Below are 17,641 nucleotides of genomic sequence, written 5' to 3'. Positions count from 1 at the left end.
TCAAAGAGTGAGAGTCGACCCAAAGTTCTTTTTGCTACAGACGTATTACTGCGCCGCCTGTATCGATGCCTGGTCTACACGTACGCCCGCACCCATCGTGCTGCTTACGGCAACCTTCTTTAAATAAATGCCCTTAGATGCTGGTGGCTTAGCTTTGTTCAAAGCCTCAAGCAATGCGAGCAAGTTGGACTTCAATGCAGCTGGCTCGAATGAACGGCGACCAATGCTTGCGTGCACGATACCGGCTTTGTCCACGCGGAATTGCACTTGACCTGCTTTTGCATTCTTAACTGCAGTAGCAACGTCAGGAGTAACAGTTCCAACTTTTGGATTTGGCATCAAACCACGTGGGCCCAATACTTGACCCAAAGTACCAACGATCTTCATTGTGTCTGGGGATGCGATCAAAATATCGAAATCGATTTTGCCGCCTTTAATTTGATCTGCAAGCTCTTCCATGCCAACGATCTCCGCACCAGCAGCTTTAGCTTGTTCAGCTTTTTCACCTTGTGCAAAAACTGCTACACGAACATGCTTACCTGTACCAGCTGGGAGCACAACTGCGCCACGCACAACTTGATCAGATTTCTTGGCATCAATACCCAATTGAACTGCAACGTCAATGGACTCATCGAACTTGGCAGTCGCACACTCTTTAACGAGGTTCAATGCATCTTCCAATGCATAAAACTTATTGCGATCTACTTTAGATTCGATTGCTTTTAAACGCTTAGATAATTTAGTCATGATTAGAGACCTTCCACTGTGATGCCCATGGAACGGGCGCTACCAGCGATTGTTCTTACAGCAGCATCCATATCAGCAGCTGTTAAATCGGGCATTTTTGCTTTAGCAATTTCTTCTGCTTGAGCACGAGTAATTTTTCCAACCTTATCGGTATGGGGGCGCGGTGATCCTTTTTCGATCTTCGCAGCCTTCTTAATCATGATGGTCGCTGGAGGAGTCTTCATGATGAACGTGAAGCTCTTATCAGCAAACGCTGTAATCACGACTGGAATTGGTAGGCCTGGTTCCATGCTCTGAGTTTGAGCATTAAACGCCTTACAAAATTCCATAATATTGAGACCGCGTTGACCCAATGCTGGACCTACGGGAGGTGATGGATTTGCTTTACCTGCAGGAATCTGCAGCTTGATAAAGCCAATGATCTTCTTTGCCATTGATTGCTCCTAAAAGCGCGCCTAACCTCATTAGGAAAGACCGCTGTTGAGTAAACGCTTCACTAGTTTTTGGCTTTCTAGATCCGCTCCTCGGTTATTGCTAACCACTTAAAACCACTACTTTTTGCTACAAAACACCCAAAAAAGGGTATTTTTTACATCTTTTCTACCTGACCAAACTCCAGCTCAACTGGGGTACCGCGGCCAAAAATTGTAACAGAAACGCGCAATCTTGACTTCTCATAGTTAACTTCTTCAATATTGCCGTTGAAATCAACAAATGGGCCTTCTTTAACGCGAACAATCTCACCAACCTCAAATAGAGTCTTAGGCTTAGGTTTATCAACCCCAGCTTGCATTTGGTCCATGATTTTGGATACTTCTGCTGTTGAAATCGGACTTGGGCGATTACGAACACCACCAACGAATCCAGTCACTTTTGGTGTGTTTTTCACCAAATGCCAGCTCTCATCAGTCATTTCCATCTCGATTAAGACATAACCAGGGAAGAAACGGCGCTCAGAGACAGATTTTGTTCCGGACTTGATTTCTACAACCTCTTCGGAGGGAACCAGGATACGGCCAAACTTTTCTGGCATACCCGAGCGTGCAATACGCTCCTCAAGACCTCTTTTGACGCTTTTTTCCATGCCTGAATAGGCATGAATCACGTACCAGCGCATATTGCCAGTAGCTTGTGGATTTGAGACCAATTCAGTATCAATCATTTTTTACTCACTTCCAGCCTAGGAAGACTGAAAAAACTAGCCATTCAATTAATTTGTCTGCAATCCATAAAAACAAGGACATGATCAGAACAAAGCCAAATACGACTAGAGTCATTTGGGTCGTCTCTTTGCGAGTCGGCCAAACAACCTTTTTTACTTCATACCAAGAATCTTTTGCATAGGCAATAAAACGACGCCCATCTGGTGACATCGCCACAATCAAAACTGCCAGTGCAATGCCGCCTAACAAAACAGCTAAACGAATCAATAAGGATTGATCCGCCAGCGTGTAGTAAAGAACTAACGCTGCAACGACGATTAAAGCAGCGAGTCCGGAGACCCAGCTGCTCTTTTCTTCAGAGTGACTTGCTGTATGTTGAGACATATTACTTTCAGTTCAAATCGTGGCAGGGGCGGAGGGCATCGAACCCCCAACCTTTGGTTTTGGAGACCAACGCTCTGCCAATTGAGCTACACCCCTTTATTAAAACTATTAAGCCAAAATCTTTGCAACCACGCCGGCGCCAACAGTACGGCCACCTTCACGGATCGCAAAACGTAAACCTTCTTCCATCGCGATAGGAGCGATGAGTTTTACGGTAATTGTGACGTTATCACCAGGCATTACCATTTCTTTGTCTTTTGGCAACTCGATTGAACCAGTTACGTCCGTAGTACGGAAGTAGAACTGTGGACGATAGTTGTTAAAGAATGGCGTATGACGACCACCTTCATCTTTACCCAAGATATAAACCTCGGCTGTAAAGTGAGTATGTGGGGTGATTGAACCTGGCTTAGCCAATACTTGGCCGCGCTCAACTTCTTCACGTTTTGTACCGCGTAACAAGATACCAACGTTATCGCCTGCTTGACCTTGGTCGAGCAATTTGCGGAACATTTCAACACCAGTACAAGTTGTCTTGAGAGTTGGTTTGATACCGATAATTTCAATCTCTTCACCAACCTTAACGATACCGCGCTCGATACGGCCTGTAACTACAGTACCGCGACCGGAGATAGAGAACACGTCCTCTACTGGCATCAAGAACGCACCATCAATTGCGCGCTCTGGAGTTGGGATATAAGTATCTAATGCTTCAGCCAATTTCATGATGGCTTCTTTACCCATTGGGCCTTCGTCGCCTTCAAGGGCTAACTTAGCAGAACCTTGAATAATTGGTGTGTCATCACCTGGGAAGTCGTACTTAGATAGAAGCTCACGAACTTCCATTTCGACGAGCTCTAACAACTCAGCATCATCCACCATGTCGCACTTGTTCAAAAATACGACGATGTAAGGAACACCAACTTGGCGTGCCAAGAGGATGTGCTCACGAGTTTGTGGCATTGGGCCGTCAGCTGCGGAGCAAACCAAAATAGCGCCGTCCATCTGAGCAGCGCCAGTAATCATGTTCTTAACGTAGTCAGCATGTCCTGGGCAATCTACGTGAGCGTAGTGACGATTCGCAGTCTCATACTCAACGTGTGCTGTATTAATCGTAATACCGCGTGCTTTTTCTTCTGGAGCAGCATCAATCTGATCGTATGCTTTAGCTTCGCCACCGAATGCTTTAGAAAGCACGGTTGCGATTGCTGCTGTCAATGTGGTTTTACCATGGTCAACGTGACCGATTGTGCCAACGTTTACGTGCGGTTTTGTCCGCTCAAACTTTTCTTTTGCCATTTTTTTGTCTGCCTTTAGTTAACTCTCAAACCAACACACGAAATTAAAATATTTACGACTTAAGCCATGGTGCCCATGGGCAGGATCGAACTGCCGACCTCTCCCTTACCAAGGGAGTGCTCTACCACTGAGCCACATGGGCAAATACAAATGCTATTAATACTGGAGCGGGATAAGAGAATCGAACTCTTGACCGAAGATTGGAAATCTGCTGTTTTACCATTAAACTAATCCCGCACATCTGGTGGAGGGGGTAGGATTCGAACCTACGTAGGCATAGCCAACAGATTTACAGTCTGCCTCCTTTAGCCGCTCGGACACCCCTCCGCGAACCCAATATTCTGACTCCAAATGGAGTTTATGTCAATCTCTTAAACCTCAAAACGCTTTGCACAAGTAAAAACGCCCAGACCTAAAAGGGTCTGGGCGTCGCATTGGTGCCCGGCAGTTACCTACTTTCACACGGGTAATCCGCACTATCATCGGCGTAAAGTCGTTTCACTGTCCTGTTCGGGATGGGAAGGAGTGGTTCCAACTTGCTATGGTCACCGGGCGTAGAGGGTCGAGTTGTTGATAATTTTATCAACAACTCTATTTGAGTAAGCATGTAATTAAGGATGCAAATTAAATCTGGCAAACATCCAACACAATAGTGCTGGTTATAGGATCAAGCCTAACGGGCAATTAGTATCGGTTAGCTCAACGCATTACTGCGCTTACACACCCGACCTATCAACGTTGTGGTCTTCAACGACCCTTTATGTAGGTTAAACCTACGGGAGATCTCATCTTCAGGCAAGTTTCCCGCTTAGATGCTTTCAGCGGTTATCTCTTCCGTACATAGCTACCCTGCGATGCTTCTGGCGAAACAACAGGTACACCAGCGGTACGTCCACTCCGGTCCTCTCGTACTAGGAGCAGCCCCCGTCAAATCTCCAACGCCCATGGCAGATAGGGACCAAACTGTCTCACGACGTTTTAAACCCAGCTCACGTACCTCTTTAAATGGCGAACAGCCATACCCTTGGGACCGGCTACAGCCCCAGGATGAGATGAGCCGACATCGAGGTGCCAAACACCGCCGTCGATATGAACTCTTGGGCGGTATCAGCCTGTTATCCCCAGAGTACCTTTTATCCGTTGAGCGATGGCCCTTCCATACAGAACCACCGGATCACTATGACCTGCTTTCGCACCTGCTCGACTTGTCGGTCTCGCAGTTAAGCACGCTTTTGCCATTGCACTTTAGGTACGATGTCCGACCGTACCAAGCGTACCTTCGTACTCCTCCGTTACACTTTGGGAGGAGACCGCCCCAGTCAAACTGCCTACCATGCACTGTTCCCGACCCAGATAATGGGCCAAGGTTAGAATCTCAAACAAACCAGGGTGGTATTTCAAGGTTGGCTCCAGCGGAACTAGCATCCCGCTTTCAACGCCTCCCACCTATCCTACACAGACCGGTTCAAAATTCAATGCAAAGCTACAGTAAAGGTTCATGGGGTCTTTCCGTCTAGCCACGGGTAGATTGCATCATCACAAACATTTCAACTTCGCTGAGTCTCAGGAGGAGACAGTGTGGCCATCGTTACTCCATTCGTGCAGGTCGGAACTTACCCGACAAGGAATTTCGCTACCTTAGGACCGTTATAGTTACGGCCGCCGTTTACTGGGACTTCAATCAAGAGCTTGCACCCCATCATTTAATCTTCCAGCACCGGGCAGGAGTCACACCCTATACGTCCACTTTCGTGTTTGCAGAGTGCTGTGTTTTTATTAAACAGTCGCAGCCACCTTTTTATTGCAACCCTATCGTCCTCCCCTTGTACAGGGTCAAACTACGAGGGCGTACCTTATCCCGAAGTTACGGTACAAATTTGCCGAGTTCCTTCTCCTGAGTTCTCTCAAGCGCCTTAGAATACTCATCTCGCCCACCTGTGTCGGTTTGCGGTACGGTCTTGTTAGACTGAAGCTTAGAGGCTTTTCTTGGAACCACTTCCAATTGCTTCGCGAATAAATTCGCTCGTCTCACGCCCTTGAATTACGCTACCGGATTTACCTAATAGCCATCTCCAACGCAAGAACCGGGACTTCCAACACCCGGACAACTTTCCGCGATCCGTCCCCCCATCGCATCTAACAATGGTCAAGGAATATTAACCTTGTTCCCATCAGCTACGCATCTCTGCCTCGCCTTAGGGGCCGACTCACCCTGTTCCGATGAACGTTGAACAGGAAACCTTGGGCTTACGGCGAGGGGGCTTTTCACCCCCTTTATCGCTACTCATGTCAGCATTCGCACTTCTGATACCTCCAGCATCCTTTACAAGACACCTTCACAGGCTTACAGAACGCTCTCCTACCATCACATTGCTGTGATCCGCAGCTTCGGTTATATGCTTAGCCCCGTTACATCTTCCGCGCAGGACGACTCGATCAGTGAGCTATTACGCTTTCTTTAAAGGATGGCTGCTTCTAAGCCAACCTCCTGACTGTTTTAGCCTTCCCACTTCGTTTCCCACTTAGCATATATTAGGGACCTTAGCTGGCGGTCTGGGTTGTTTCCCTCTTGACACCGGACGTTAGCACCCGATGTCTGTCTCCCGTGCTTGCACTTGTAGGTATTCGGAGTTTGCTATGGCGCAGTAATCCGCAATGGACCCCACTACCATGACAGTGCTCTACCCCCTACAGTGATACACGAGGCACTACCTAAATAGTTTTCGGAGAGAACCAGCTATTTCCAGTTTTGTTTAGCCTTTCACCCCTATCCACAGCTCATCCCCTAACTTTTCAACGTTAGTGGGTTCGGTCCTCCAGTACGTGTTACCGCACCTTCAACCTGGCCATGGATAGATCAACTGGTTTCGGGTCTACACCCAGCAACTAGCGCCCTATTCGGACTCGCTTTCGCTACGCCTTCCCTATTCGGTTAAGCTTGCTACTGAATGTAAGTCGCTGACCCATTATACAAAAGGTACGCAGTCACCCCTTACGAGGCTCCTACTGTTTGTATGCACACAATTTCAGGATCTATTTCACTCCCCTCCCGGGGTTCTTTTCGCCTTTCCCTCACGGTACTTGTTCACTATCGGTCGATTACGAGTATTTAGCCTTGGAGGATGGTCCCCCCATATTCAGACAGGATTTCACGTGTCCCGCCCTACTTGTCTCTAGCCTAGTACCACCCAATAATTTTCACATACGGGACTATCACCCTTTATTGTTGGACTTTCCATTCCATTCTGTTAATTACTGAGCTATCACTAGAAGGCTGTTCCCATTTCGCTCGCCACTACTCTGGGAATCTCGGTTGATGTCTTTTCCTCTTGCTACTTAGATGTTTCAGTTCACAAGGTTCGCTTCTCATACCCTATGTATTCAGGTATGGATACCACAAAAGTGGTGGGTTTCCCCATTCAGAAATCCCCGGATCAAAGCTTATTTACCAGCTCCCCGGGGCTTATCGCAGGTTATAACGTCTTTCGTCGCCTGTAATCGCCAAGGCATCCATCATGTGCACTTATTCACTTGATCCTATAACGAGCACCATTGCTAGTACCTGTTACAGGTTTACTTCTACTTCTGACATGTTTGCCGTAATCCAAACTGTAAGTACTTGTTAAAGAACTTGGTAAAACTCGTTTGTATTACTGATTGATGATTCAATCTTTACCCTTATTACATTGTCAAATGTCCTCTCAAAGAAACATTTGACACTTTGCTTACTCAAATTTTTAAAGAACAGCCATAAATGGCAAAACTAAACGATTAAATATTCGCTTAGTTTTGACATTTAGATGATGGTGGAGGATGACGGGATCGAACCGACGACCCCCTGCTTGCAAAGCAGGTGCTCTCCCAGCTGAGCTAATCCCCCAACGTCCCACTAAGTCTTGTTTCTGGCTGGTGGTGGGTCTGGTAGGACTTGAACCTACGACCCCTGCGTTATCAACACAGTGCTCTAACCAGCTGAGCTACAGACCCGTGGCTTTTATTGTCAACCGATAAGTGTGGGCACTAGGATTCAGCATCTTTCTCTAGAAAGGAGGTGATCCAGCCGCACCTTCCGATACGGCTACCTTGTTACGACTTTACCCCAGTCATGAACCCTGCCGTGGCAGTCGCCCTCCTTGCGGTTAGGCTAACGGCTTCTGGCAAAACCCACTCCCATGGTATGACGGGCGGTGTGTACAAGACCCGGGAACGTATTCACCGCGACATTCTGATCCGCGATTACTAGCGATTCCAGCTTCACGTAGTCGAGTTGCAGACTACGATCCGGACTACGATGCATTTTCTGAGATTAGCTCCCCCTCGCGGGTTGGCAACCCTCTGTATGCACCATTGTATGACGTGTGAAGCCCTACCCATAAGGGCCATGAGGACTTGACGTCATCCCCACCTTCCTCCGGTTTGTCACCGGCAGTCTCTTTAGAGTGCTCTTGCGTAGCAACTAAAGACAAGGGTTGCGCTCGTTGCGGGACTTAACCCAACATCTCACGACACGAGCTGACGACAGCCATGCAGCACCTGTGTTCACTTTCCCTTACGGGCACCTAATGTATCTCTACTTCGTTAGTGACATGTCAAGGGTAGGTAAGGTTTTTCGCGTTGCATCGAATTAATCCACATCATCCACCGCTTGTGCGGGTCCCCGTCAATTCCTTTGAGTTTTAATCTTGCGACCGTACTCCCCAGGCGGCTGACTTCACGCGTTAGCTACGTTACTCAGGATGTAAATCCCGAACAACTAGTCAGCATCGTTTAGGGCGTGGACTACCAGGGTATCTAATCCTGTTTGCTCCCCACGCTTTCGTGCATGAGCGTCAGTGTTATCCCAGGGGGCTGCCTTCGCCATTGGTATTCCTCCACATATCTACGCATTTCACTGCTACACGTGGAATTCTACCCCCCTCTGACACACTCTAGCTATACAGTCACAGGCGCCATTCCCAGGTTAAGCCCGGGGATTTCACGCCTGTCTTGTATAACCGCCTGCGCACGCTTTACGCCCAGTAATTCCGATTAACGCTTGCACCCTACGTATTACCGCGGCTGCTGGCACGTAGTTAGCCGGTGCTTATTCTTCAGGTACCGTCATTCCCGGACTGTGTTAGAGCCGGTGTTTCTTCCCTGACAAAAGAGCTTTACAACCCGAAGGCCTTCTTCACTCACGCGGCATTGCTGGATCAGGGTTTCCCCCATTGTCCAAAATTCCCCACTGCTGCCTCCCGTAGGAGTCTGGGCCGTGTCTCAGTCCCAGTGTGGCTGATCGTCCTCTCAGACCAGCTACTGATCGTCGCCTTGGTGGGCTTTTACCCCACCAACAAGCTAATCAGGCATCGGCCGCTCTAATCGCGCGAGGTCTTTCGATCCCCCGCTTTCCCCCTCAGGGCGTATGCGGTATTAGCACAGCTTTCGCTGCGTTATCCCCCACGATAAGGTACGTTCCGATGTATTACTCACCCGTTCGCCACTCGCCACCAGGTGCAAGCACCCGTGCTGCCGTTCGACTTGCATGTGTAAGGCATGCCGCCAGCGTTCAATCTGAGCCAGGATCAAACTCTTCAGTTCAATTCCTGTGATCCTTGCGGATCGTCGCACTCATTCAAGAAATTGACTTGGTTTTAAAACCAAATCTTTTTACTGTCTATGAGTACTATTTATTTACATCTGTCCCGAAGGACTTGATGCTTTCACTTAGTACCCACATTTATCGGTTGACTAATTTTTAAAGAGGGCTGACTTGTTGGTGTTTCTTAATAACATTCAGCAGAGAGATGAGACTTTATCCTAGTCATTGGGGTCTGTCAACACCTTTCGTAGTCTTTTTCTATAAAAAAGCGAAGTTTTTTCTTACTTTTGAAATAAACCCTTTAAAAACAGTGGGATATGAGTTGAAAATATTTTCAACTTTTTTTCAAAATATACGGGTTTTTATGGATAGGGCAAGAAAATAGCGCCTGGGATAGTGGATATTGTGGCCGAATCACTTCGTTTTCTTTTTGTTCTTTGGTAATCCTAGGGAAAACCCTGTTATTTCCACTGATTTCTGCTAATATGTTGCTATGCACAATAAATTAGCAAACAGTCACTCACCTAGCAAGCCATATATGGCCGGCTTGGCCGTCCCTGTACGTGAATTACATGCCAACCATAGGGACGAGATTCTGCGTCACTTTTTACTCTTAAACGAAGAGGATCGTCGCTTACGTTTTGGTACTCAGACACCTGATGAGGTTATTCACCACTATGTAGAGAGCCTAGATTTCGACAAAGACACTCTATTTGGTAGCTTTGACTCCCAGCTTAATCTGATTGGTATGGCGCATTTGGCCTACCTACCAAAAGCTAAAGGCCTTCCAGTGGCTGCTGAGTTCGGTGTATCCGTACTTCCTGATGGTAGAGGACAGGGCATAGGCACTGCATTATTGGCACGTGCCGCGGTGCACTCTCGCAATACTCGCATCGAAACCTTGTTTGTTCATTGCCTGGCAAACAACCGCGCCATGATGCATTTAGCTCAAAAGGCTGGCATGCGTGTTGAATACGCTTACGGCGATGCAGACGCCTACTTAAAGTTACCGCCCGCAAACCCAGGAACGTTCGTTGAGGAAGCTACCAATGAGCAATGGGCAGACTTTGACTATGCAGTTAAAGAAAACTTTAAACGCTCAAACGATGTGTGGTCTTGGTTTCTTGGCAAACCAATAGTTCGCCCAACTTAATTTGCGCTGGGCGCTCCGCGCAAAATCCAACTTGCTAGTAAAGATACGTCTGCATCACTTAACTTTGCATTTGCTGGCATTGGCACAACGCCCCAAGATCCCGAACCACCTTTCAGAATTTTGTTTTTTAGAAATACAGTTGCCCCGGGATCGTTCGCATATTTTTTTGCAACGGATTGAAAGCTAGGGCCCACAATTTTTTTATCTATGGCATGGCATCCCAGGCAGGCATTTTGTTTTGCAAGTGTCATTGCCTTTACATCATCGCTAGCTGCTTGCGCACTAAGTGAGCGCAGCGAGAAGAGGGCGGCTAGAAAAAAATATTTCAGGTGCTGTTTAAATAAATTCATTACCCACTTCTCATCAAACAGTTTTACTGTTTAGGCATTGAGTTAGGTTGCGACTCATCTGCTTTGCCTTGTTTTTCTAGACGCGCTTTTTCCGCTTCAGAAATAATATCGAAGTAGGCGTAAACATCTTTTACGCCATTAGTATTGCTTGCTACTTTCTTGGCGATCTCCGCCTCGTTCTGCGTCAGAATACCCATCAAATAAACACTGTTACCTTCAGCAACAATCTCCATTGAATTTGACGGTAACTTATCAGTAAAGATCATCTGGGTTTTAATTTTAGATTCGAGATAAGAATCATTTGCACGAGCAGTGTAGGTACTGTTTGGTCCAATAACCAATTCATTAAACATAGCGCGAACATTCTTGTTTGCTTTTGCATAAGCGCCAGCCTGCTCTTTAATGCTCGCATCCTTTACTTCACCAGTTAGCAATACTTTTTGATTAAAGGATGTCACATTGATATGCGCGCTATCTCCAAACTTCTTGTCTAAAGCGTTCTCTACTTCCAGCCCAATCCCTTTATCAATTGCTTGCACTGCTGGAGATCGTCGATCAGCCATCACACTTGCACCAGCAGCGACACCGCCAACAGCAACCACCGCACAAGAAGATAAAAAGGAGGTGAGCGTTAATACAGCCAATGCTTTGCCAATGAAATGAGTGCGCATATGAAATGCTTTCTTAAATATAAAACGATTAATCTAGCAAAAGATGATCTACGCCATCACATAGGGCGTGGAGTAAAACTAAATGTGTTTCTTGAATACGGGCAGTACGAGTAGAGGGTGCGCACAGATGAATATCATCCGCATCTAATAGGGTTGCAATTTTTCCACCACCATTACCAGTCAGAGCAATAATTTTGATCCCCATCTTTTTTGCAGCCTCGATTGCCTTCACTACGTTTTTTGAATTTCCCGAAGTGGAAATACCCATTAAGATATCGCCTGTTTTACCAAGGCCACGTACTTGCTTACTAAAGATCTCGTCATAGCTATAGTCATTTCCAACAGCGGTCAAGATTGAGGTATCAGTTGTCAATGCAATCGCAGCCAGTTCTTGTCGCTCTCTCTCAAAGCGTCCAATAAGCTCAGCAGCAAAATGTTGAGCATCCGCAGCAGATCCACCATTGCCACAGGCCATTATCTTTCCACCAGCGCGCAGACAATTCGTCATAGCAACTATGCCCCGAGCAACTTGCTCGGGAAGCATCTTCTCGGCCTCTTGCTTTACAGCAATGCTGTCTAAAAAATGTTGGGATGCGCGAGCGCGCAAACGTTCGAGGGTATCTTTATCCATCACATTATTATGCGCCAAACTACAGACAAGATGTCTGCGCTGCCCTTGAATTCAAAAGGGACGTATCCTCTTACTTATTGATATCTCTTTCACAAAAGATTGCCCCCATGGAATTAAGCTCCTTTGAATTTTTAAAACAGCAGGATCTGCCTACTGGAGCCCTGTATATGGTTGCAACCCCGATTGGTAATTTGGGAGATATCACCTTACGCGCACTCCACGTCCTCAATGCGGTAGACGGCATTGCCTGCGAAGACACTAGGCATAGCGCGCCCTTGCTTCAACACTTTGGTATTCATAAAAAGTGTCTCGCCTTACATGAGCACAATGAAATTGCTGGCGCTCAAAACATCATTGCTCATCTCGCCCATAACGAGCGCTGGGCCTATATTTCAGATGCAGGGACTCCGGGTGTTTCTGATCCAGGCGCACGCCTAGTGAATGCCGTTCAAAAAGCAGGCTTTCGAATTATTCCTATTCCTGGGGCTAGCGCAGTGTCTTCCGCTATTTCAGCTAGTGGCTCAGTCATGTTGCCCTCGGAAGGGCGCTTTCAGTTTCTTGGCTTTTGGCCAAACAAGGCGAAAGAGCGGGGCGCACTGATTCAAGATATTCGCAGTAATTCAAAAACGAGCATCTTCTTTGAATCGCCACATCAAATACGCGATACGTTAACAACGCTTAGCAATGAGCTTGAGCCTGAGCGACAGGTGCTGGTAGGCAGGGAGCTTACTAAAAAATTTGAGCAGTTAGTGACACTCACTGCGGCCACCATTCCAGAATGGCTTGAAAAAGCGGAGAGCCTCAAGGGTGAATTTATTATTTTGGTAGCTGGACGCCAAGCTAGTGCACACGAGGCTCCAGAGCATTCCGCCTTATTGCTGTGGGCTAATGCATTAAGCCCTTATTTAGGCAGCAAAGAAATTGCTGCTGTGCTCGCTCAAGCACTTGGTCTTAGTAAAAAGGAAGCCTACCAAGTAGCGCTTGATGCAAAAGGTCAAAGCGAAGAACAATAAAAAAGCTGGCATATAGCCAGCTTTTTGCTGATGCTAAAAATTATTTAGCGGCAGGGGCGGCATTATTAGACTCCGCCGGTGGGTTTGCATCTTTGAAATTTAATTGGGCAACAGGTTTAATCAGTTGCTCCGCAGAAGCGGCAGCATCTGTGCGCTTGCCATTGTTTACAAACACCATTAACAACAAAATGATGATCAGGGGCACAAAAAAGCTGGCAAACACCATGATGATGAGTTGTTTAGGGGACTTAATTAGGCTACCGTGCGCTTCGCTCATAGGACTTTTATCGTTTGACGGGTTAAAGGGTGACTTTGCACAGATTATAACGAGACCGCGGGGATATAGGCACTTACAATAGTGTAGTTAGCGAATTTCCTACTGGCGCCCGTAGCTCAGTGGATAGAGTATTGGCCTCCGAAGCCAAGGGTCGCAGGTTCGATTCCTGCCGGGCGCACCACAATGTCACACCCTTAAGCCTTGATTCTATTGAAGTTGCTAGGATGTAGCCGCTTTTTATCTACCTTTTCTTTTGTCTGCGTGACAAATCTGTGCCCAACTCTGTGACAGATTATTTGGCACAGAATCCCCGCTGAGTACTAGCCTAGTCGGCCTCTGTGTCATTTTTAGTTCCTGGCTTCTGGGGTTCTAGCAAATCGGCAATCGTGCAACCAAAGTATTCACACAAGATATCGAGCACATCGAGCTCAATTCTTTCTACCTTCTCGTAATACATGCGCGTCAGCGTACCCCGATTCACGCCGGTATCCCTCACTACATCTGAGATCTTCTTCTTGTGCTCTCCAAGCATCCGAGCCAGATAAATGCGCAAAATAATCTCCTAAAGATCATTATGTAGCTTAAATGCTACAAAAATACTTGCAATAGATCATAATAGGTATATAATGATCTACAGAAGATCACTTTTAGTCTTCATGACTACAAAATGATCATTTGATTGTAATGATTTTAAAGGAGTTTTACCGCTATGAACAATACCTATCTAACCACCGAAGAGCTATCAGCTCGCATCAAATACGACCCCCGCACGATTCGGGATCAACTCAAAGATTCTGTCTTATTAGAGGGTCGCCACTATTTCCGCCCATTTGGGGGTCGCAAGATTCTCTATATCTGGGAAAACGTGGAACAAGACATGTTTAAAGCCATGGCTGCAATCTCGGCAATTCCAATGACTCAAGGAGATGCCCTTTATGCCTAATATCCGCGTAAGAAAAGAAACGGGGTTGCTGTACTTTGACTTTCAATACCTGAAGGTACGCTGCCGCGAGCAGTCTTTATTAGAAGACTCAAAACCTAACCGCAAAAAGATGCAAAAGGTCTTAGATGAAATCATAGGCAAGATTAAGAACCGCACTTTTTACTATCGAGACTACTTTCCAGGTAGTAAACAGCTTTTCGCCATCGAATTGCTGGAAAACGGATCGCCACCAGAATCAATGCCAGCAAGGATTGACCCTTCTTTTAAGACTCAAGCAGCTCCCATTTCAGCCCTCCCTGCGCAAGTTCAGGCTAGCGGCCCTTTATTTGCAGACTTTGCCAACCAGTGGTACTCAGAGATGGAAGTAGGGTGGAAGCGTTCCCATAGAACGACTACCCGCGGTGTTCTAGATAACTCCCTGATTCCTCAGTTTGGCCAAAAGACGGTAAATGAGATCAAAAAGGGCGACATTCTGGCTTTTCGCTCCTCTTTGGCGAAGTTACCCGGAATTAAGAACAAACAGAGCCTTTCGGCCTCCCGCATTAACCACATCATGACCCCATTGCGGATGATATTGACAGAGGCTGCCGACCGATATGAATTTGCCCCGGCCTTTATCAATATCAAGCCCTTAAAAGTAGGCAAGACTGACGTTCAGCCGTTCGCGATGCAAGAAGTCCAAGACATTCTTCGCACAGTTCGAACTGATTTTCGCAATTACTACATTGTTCGCTTTTTTACGGGAACCCGTACTGGTGAGATCGATGGCCTGAAATGGCAGTACGTTGATTTTGAACGTCGCACGATTTCCATAAAAGAGACGATTGTGAATGACTATGAGGAAACTCCCAAAACGGGAGAATCTGAACGTGACATCCAAATGTCCCAGATGGTCTTTGACGCACTCTTGGCTCAACATAAAGTGACCGGGCAGGGCGTCTATGTTTTTGCCACTAGCGCGGGAACGCCGATTTCTCATCGCAATATTTCTAAGCGAGTTTGGTATCCACTCTTAAGATTATTGGGCTTAAAAAAGCGAGTGCCGTATCAAACTCGCCATACCTATGCCACCCTCATGTTGGCTTCTGGCGAGGCGCCCGAATGGATCGCCCGTCAGATGGGCCACACCACTACCGAGATGCTCTTTCGGGTGTATTCCCGATTTATTCCAAACTTGACCCGTCAGGACGGAAGCGCCTTTGAAAGACTCATGGCGGCGCAGATGCAAGACCAGCCACACCCCATTGTGAACCCCCAATTAGACAATGAAGTAAGTGCCCACTCAGGTATAAATCCCAACAGCATTGGAGTGAATCATTTACCGAAAAATCAGAGTCGAGCACCCAAGGAAATTAATCAGGAGCCACAATTGCCCGAGCCTCAGGCAATAAACCCGCCTGAGCCACCTCCTTTTGCCCCTCCGAATTTGCCAAATCATCTACCCGACACTCGGGTAAATCCAAGTGCCGATGCTGCGCTTATCGCCAATCCTTGGTTAGAAATTGCCAAACATTCTGGTCTTTCTGTGCCCCCTAAAGGCGACCCAATCCCATCCTCAGATCACCCAAAGGGAGGCCTTTTATGAGGCTCGCCAAACTCCTTACTTCAACCCATCACTAACCACTTGAGAAAAATATGACACCTAAATACAAGCTTTATGGCAATGCAACTGATGACTTTTTATTTGAATTAGTTTGCAATTACGACCCCTCAAACTTGAGCCGCCTTCGAAACCTAGACTCAGTTTTGTATAACGAAATTGGGCTACGCAAAACTCTCAGAACGCGTTTAAGCGATACACGAGGATGGCGCAGGGGAGTAGAGAATTGGGAATCCTATAAATTACCCGACTGGCTAAATCTGTGCGAACAATTTACGTCTGCTGGAAAATTTCGCGATAGTTATGGTGCCGCTCAAAGTGCTGCACATAACTTAGGTCTTTGGCCTGAAATAGAAAAATTAATGGTTGATTCTGGGAAATGGTCCAACCAACTTTATGGCATTGATGGTCGCAAATATGCCAGTCGCTCGGAACTCATTGTCGCCAATTGGCTTCATTACTCAAAAATTGAATACATCAGCCATCCAAAGCTAAGACTGCAAGAAACAAGCAAGCCGTACAGAGGTGATTTTCAATTGCCCATGGTGGCAAATATTGAAGTATTTATGTTCTCCAAAGACGGGGTCAAGTGTCGAACAAACTTGCCGAATTGGAGCAAAGACTACCTAAATAATCGCCAAAAAAAGGAACTCTATTATGAAACAGAGGGGTTACCATTCATTGCGATTGAGGCTGAAATTTATCGTCAACATGGCTATAAGAGATATTTAAGTCATATCCAGCAAGAATTTATCAACCTTGGCCTTGAGTTATGCGATCCCACAAATTTCCCAATTGAATATAGTCAACATGACCTTGGTATTAATTGGGCTTTAGATGATTTTATAAATTACGCTCAAACCAACAATATTCAATTTCTGTCGCATTTTCAGGAGAAGGCGCAAGATCTATACAACCTAATCAAAATTAAAGGCCTTCGTAAGCAAGTTAGAGTTAAGCTCGATGAAATCTATGCAAGAAAGTCTATCGCATACAAAGAAGAGCTGAGGCCTATTGAAGATGTCAGGGCAGATTGCCTTCGACTGGGAATTATCGAAAGATCTCAATATGAACATGCGCACCAAAAAGGTCTTTTCCCAACAGATACGCCTTATTCAATATTGCAAAGCTATGGAATGACATGGTTTGAGTTTATTAACGGTAGAAAAATTGATGATTTTTGGGCCTGGGAGACTGCAAAGCAATTTGTACGCTCCTTTAACTTCCAATCAAAAACAGAATTTGAGAAACATCCCAAGACGGGTAGCGACTGGGGCTTCATCAGAAAATCCCCAACAGCCCCAAGCGGTGGATATTCGGAGTGGACTAGTTGGCCGGACTTTCTGGGAAATACCAGCCCCACAGAGCAGGAACGTATAAAAGCTGAAATTGAAATCACAAATAAACTTATCAACGAATTTAAGACACTTGACACTAAGGCATCCGTCTTTTACCTAAAAAAATTAGGCCTACATAGCACTAGACTATTGAATAAAACAAGGGGGAGGCTTTATGAGGATCTACAAAGACGACCGGACTGGATTCAATTGCGCGATATGCTCGCATCACGCATTCCAAAAGTTAAAACCATTTCAGAAGCTATAGAAATACTCCTATTAGAAAAATGCTTCTATTTTTCGGACTTTATAGCTCAGCGAGAGTCAAACCCCAACCTGCAGCGAATTCCCAAGCATCCCGACCGACTTGGTAAGGGGATTTTTGAGCTTGTCCGTAAAGCCGTGGGGTTGCCCACACATGATTCCAAGATGCGAAGTTCACTTAGTTAGCATTGGATGAAAACCGGAAAGACCACTCAGCAATTGGCAGCCAAT

General features: G+C 46.4%; 15 protein-coding genes, 7 tRNA genes and 3 rRNA genes. 6 read left to right on the top strand and 19 right to left on the bottom strand.

The features are described 5' to 3' along the window. Positions 1–45: 45 nt before the first annotated feature. The 14 genes from rplA to ICN42_RS02610 all read right to left on the bottom strand — a co-directional run bounded on the left by rplA (position 46) and on the right by ICN42_RS02610 (position 9,170). Complete coding sequence (gene rplA / locus ICN42_RS02675; RefSeq protein WP_173959377.1) at positions 46–747, bottom strand: 50S ribosomal protein L1; 702 nt, start codon at positions 745–747, stop codon at positions 46–48. Between the two features lie 2 nt (positions 748–749). Further along, the gene (gene rplK, locus ICN42_RS02670) at positions 750–1,181 is read right to left on the bottom strand and encodes a 50S ribosomal protein L11 (RefSeq protein WP_011901890.1); all 432 of its coding nucleotides are present in this window, start codon (positions 1,179–1,181) and stop codon (positions 750–752) included. 155 nt (positions 1,182–1,336) lie between these two features. Continuing rightward, positions 1,337–1,909 carry a transcription termination/antitermination protein NusG gene (nusG, locus tag ICN42_RS02665; protein WP_216178753.1) on the bottom strand — a complete coding sequence of 191 codons (573 nt, stop codon included), beginning with the start codon at positions 1,907–1,909 and terminating at the stop codon, positions 1,337–1,339. 7 nt (positions 1,910–1,916) lie between these two features. After that, positions 1,917–2,294: a preprotein translocase subunit SecE gene (gene secE, locus ICN42_RS02660; protein ID WP_216250488.1), complete on the bottom strand. Its 378-nt coding sequence runs from the start codon at positions 2,292–2,294 to the stop codon at positions 1,917–1,919. A 20-nt stretch (positions 2,295–2,314) separates the two neighbouring features. Further along, a tRNA-Trp gene (locus ICN42_RS02655) sits at positions 2,315–2,390 on the bottom strand. 12 nt (positions 2,391–2,402) lie between these two features. Continuing rightward, positions 2,403–3,593 carry an elongation factor Tu gene (gene tuf, locus ICN42_RS02650; RefSeq protein WP_011901887.1) on the bottom strand — a complete coding sequence of 397 codons (1,191 nt, stop codon included), beginning with the start codon at positions 3,591–3,593 and terminating at the stop codon, positions 2,403–2,405. A gap of 67 nt (positions 3,594–3,660) precedes the next feature. Then, a tRNA-Thr gene (locus ICN42_RS02645) sits at positions 3,661–3,735 on the bottom strand. A gap of 21 nt (positions 3,736–3,756) precedes the next feature. Then, a tRNA-Gly gene (locus ICN42_RS02640) sits at positions 3,757–3,830 on the bottom strand. 5 nt (positions 3,831–3,835) lie between these two features. Beyond that, a tRNA-Tyr gene (locus ICN42_RS02635) sits at positions 3,836–3,920 on the bottom strand. Between the two features lie 112 nt (positions 3,921–4,032). Further along, positions 4,033–4,146 (bottom strand): 5S ribosomal RNA (rrf, locus tag ICN42_RS02630). 110 nt (positions 4,147–4,256) lie between these two features. Further along, a 23S ribosomal RNA gene (locus ICN42_RS02625) occupies positions 4,257–7,130 on the bottom strand. Between the two features lie 267 nt (positions 7,131–7,397). Then, a tRNA-Ala gene (locus ICN42_RS02620) sits at positions 7,398–7,473 on the bottom strand. Positions 7,474–7,503: 30 nt separating this feature from the next. Continuing rightward, positions 7,504–7,580: transfer RNA gene (locus tag ICN42_RS02615), tRNA-Ile, on the bottom strand. A 57-nt stretch (positions 7,581–7,637) separates the two neighbouring features. Beyond that, positions 7,638–9,170, bottom strand: a 16S ribosomal RNA gene (locus ICN42_RS02610). The 16S, 23S and 5S rRNA genes sit together here with 5 tRNA genes alongside, the layout of an rRNA operon. A 494-nt stretch (positions 9,171–9,664) precedes the next feature. Between ICN42_RS02610 and ICN42_RS02605 the strand changes: the two genes are divergently transcribed. After that, positions 9,665–10,324 carry a GNAT family N-acetyltransferase gene (locus tag ICN42_RS02605; RefSeq protein WP_216250482.1) on the top strand — a complete coding sequence of 220 codons (660 nt, stop codon included), beginning with the start codon at positions 9,665–9,667 and terminating at the stop codon, positions 10,322–10,324. Here ICN42_RS02605 and ICN42_RS02600 read toward each other — a convergent pair. Genes ICN42_RS02600 through ICN42_RS02590 form a run of 3 tightly spaced genes read right to left on the bottom strand, consistent with a single transcriptional unit; the run spans position 10,321 to position 11,976 of the window. After that, complete coding sequence (locus ICN42_RS02600) at positions 10,321–10,674, bottom strand: c-type cytochrome (protein ID WP_216250480.1); 354 nt, start codon at positions 10,672–10,674, stop codon at positions 10,321–10,323. The two genes, ICN42_RS02605 and ICN42_RS02600, sit on opposite strands and share 4 nt — an antisense overlap. Positions 10,675–10,697: 23 nt before the next feature. Continuing rightward, positions 10,698–11,345, bottom strand: a complete 648-nt coding sequence (locus ICN42_RS02595) for a BON domain-containing protein (RefSeq protein WP_216250476.1) — start codon at positions 11,343–11,345, stop codon at positions 10,698–10,700. A 28-nt stretch (positions 11,346–11,373) separates the two neighbouring features. Next, positions 11,374–11,976: a phosphoheptose isomerase gene (locus ICN42_RS02590; RefSeq protein ID WP_216250473.1), complete on the bottom strand. Its 603-nt coding sequence runs from the start codon at positions 11,974–11,976 to the stop codon at positions 11,374–11,376. A gap of 107 nt (positions 11,977–12,083) precedes the next feature. On the opposite strand from ICN42_RS02590, the gene rsmI reads away from it, so the two are divergent. After that, positions 12,084–12,989, top strand: coding sequence for a 16S rRNA (cytidine(1402)-2'-O)-methyltransferase (gene rsmI / locus ICN42_RS02585; protein ID WP_216250470.1), 906 nt, complete (start codon positions 12,084–12,086; stop codon positions 12,987–12,989). 40 nt (positions 12,990–13,029) lie between these two features. On the opposite strand, the gene ICN42_RS02580 is transcribed toward rsmI, so the two are convergent. Next, positions 13,030–13,266 (bottom strand): hypothetical protein, encoded by a 237-nt coding sequence (locus ICN42_RS02580; RefSeq protein WP_255539212.1) that lies wholly within the window; start codon positions 13,264–13,266, stop codon positions 13,030–13,032. A gap of 105 nt (positions 13,267–13,371) precedes the next feature. Here ICN42_RS02580 and ICN42_RS02575 point away from each other — a divergent pair. Next, a tRNA-Arg gene (locus ICN42_RS02575) sits at positions 13,372–13,447 on the top strand. 144 nt (positions 13,448–13,591) lie between these two features. Here ICN42_RS02575 and ICN42_RS02570 read toward each other — a convergent pair. Then, positions 13,592–13,819, bottom strand: a complete 228-nt coding sequence (locus ICN42_RS02570) for a helix-turn-helix transcriptional regulator (RefSeq protein ID WP_255539211.1) — start codon at positions 13,817–13,819, stop codon at positions 13,592–13,594. 156 nt (positions 13,820–13,975) lie between these two features. On the opposite strand from ICN42_RS02570, the gene ICN42_RS02565 reads away from it, so the two are divergent. The 3 genes from ICN42_RS02565 (at position 13,976) to ICN42_RS02555 (ending at position 17,596) form a co-directional block, all read left to right on the top strand. Next, positions 13,976–14,209, top strand: coding sequence for a hypothetical protein (locus ICN42_RS02565; RefSeq protein WP_071538486.1), 234 nt, complete (start codon positions 13,976–13,978; stop codon positions 14,207–14,209). Then, the gene (locus ICN42_RS02560; RefSeq protein WP_216250467.1) at positions 14,202–15,794 is read left to right on the top strand and encodes a site-specific integrase; all 1,593 of its coding nucleotides are present in this window, start codon (positions 14,202–14,204) and stop codon (positions 15,792–15,794) included. The genes ICN42_RS02565 and ICN42_RS02560 overlap by 8 nt, the downstream gene beginning before the upstream one ends. Before the next feature lie 377 nt (positions 15,795–16,171). Next, positions 16,172–17,596: a hypothetical protein gene (locus ICN42_RS02555; protein WP_216250464.1), complete on the top strand. Its 1,425-nt coding sequence runs from the start codon at positions 16,172–16,174 to the stop codon at positions 17,594–17,596. The last annotated feature ends 45 nt before the right edge of the window (positions 17,597–17,641 follow it).

The sequence above is a fragment of the Polynucleobacter sp. 71A-WALBACH genome (genome assembly GCF_018882365.1).
Lineage (GTDB): Bacteria > Pseudomonadota > Gammaproteobacteria > Burkholderiales > Burkholderiaceae > Polynucleobacter.
The sequence above is the reverse complement of the archived record's forward strand: the minus strand, read 5'-3'. Positions and strand labels throughout refer to the sequence as shown.

Coding starts and splice junctions, on each gene's coding strand:
- rplA (WP_173959377.1), bottom strand. CDS start 747: ATGACTAAATTATCTAAGCGTTTAAAAGCAATCGAATCTAAAGTAGAT.
- rplK (WP_011901890.1), bottom strand. CDS start 1,181: ATGGCAAAGAAGATCATTGGCTTTATCAAGCTGCAGATTCCTGCAGGT.
- nusG (WP_216178753.1), bottom strand. CDS start 1,909: ATGATTGATACTGAATTGGTCTCAAATCCACAAGCTACTGGCAATATG.
- secE (WP_216250488.1), bottom strand. CDS start 2,294: ATGTCTCAACATACAGCAAGTCACTCTGAAGAAAAGAGCAGCTGGGTC.
- tuf (WP_011901887.1), bottom strand. CDS start 3,593: ATGGCAAAAGAAAAGTTTGAGCGGACAAAACCGCACGTAAACGTTGGC.
- ICN42_RS02605 (WP_216250482.1), top strand. CDS start 9,665: ATGCACAATAAATTAGCAAACAGTCACTCACCTAGCAAGCCATATATG.
- ICN42_RS02600 (WP_216250480.1), bottom strand. CDS start 10,674: ATGAATTTATTTAAACAGCACCTGAAATATTTTTTTCTAGCCGCCCTC.
- ICN42_RS02595 (WP_216250476.1), bottom strand. CDS start 11,345: ATGCGCACTCATTTCATTGGCAAAGCATTGGCTGTATTAACGCTCACC.
- ICN42_RS02590 (WP_216250473.1), bottom strand. CDS start 11,976: ATGGATAAAGATACCCTCGAACGTTTGCGCGCTCGCGCATCCCAACAT.
- rsmI (WP_216250470.1), top strand. CDS start 12,084: ATGGAATTAAGCTCCTTTGAATTTTTAAAACAGCAGGATCTGCCTACT.
- ICN42_RS02580 (WP_255539212.1), bottom strand. CDS start 13,266: ATGAGCGAAGCGCACGGTAGCCTAATTAAGTCCCCTAAACAACTCATC.
- ICN42_RS02565 (WP_071538486.1), top strand. CDS start 13,976: ATGAACAATACCTATCTAACCACCGAAGAGCTATCAGCTCGCATCAAA.
- ICN42_RS02560 (WP_216250467.1), top strand. CDS start 14,202: ATGCCTAATATCCGCGTAAGAAAAGAAACGGGGTTGCTGTACTTTGAC.
- ICN42_RS02555 (WP_216250464.1), top strand. CDS start 16,172: ATGGTTGATTCTGGGAAATGGTCCAACCAACTTTATGGCATTGATGGT.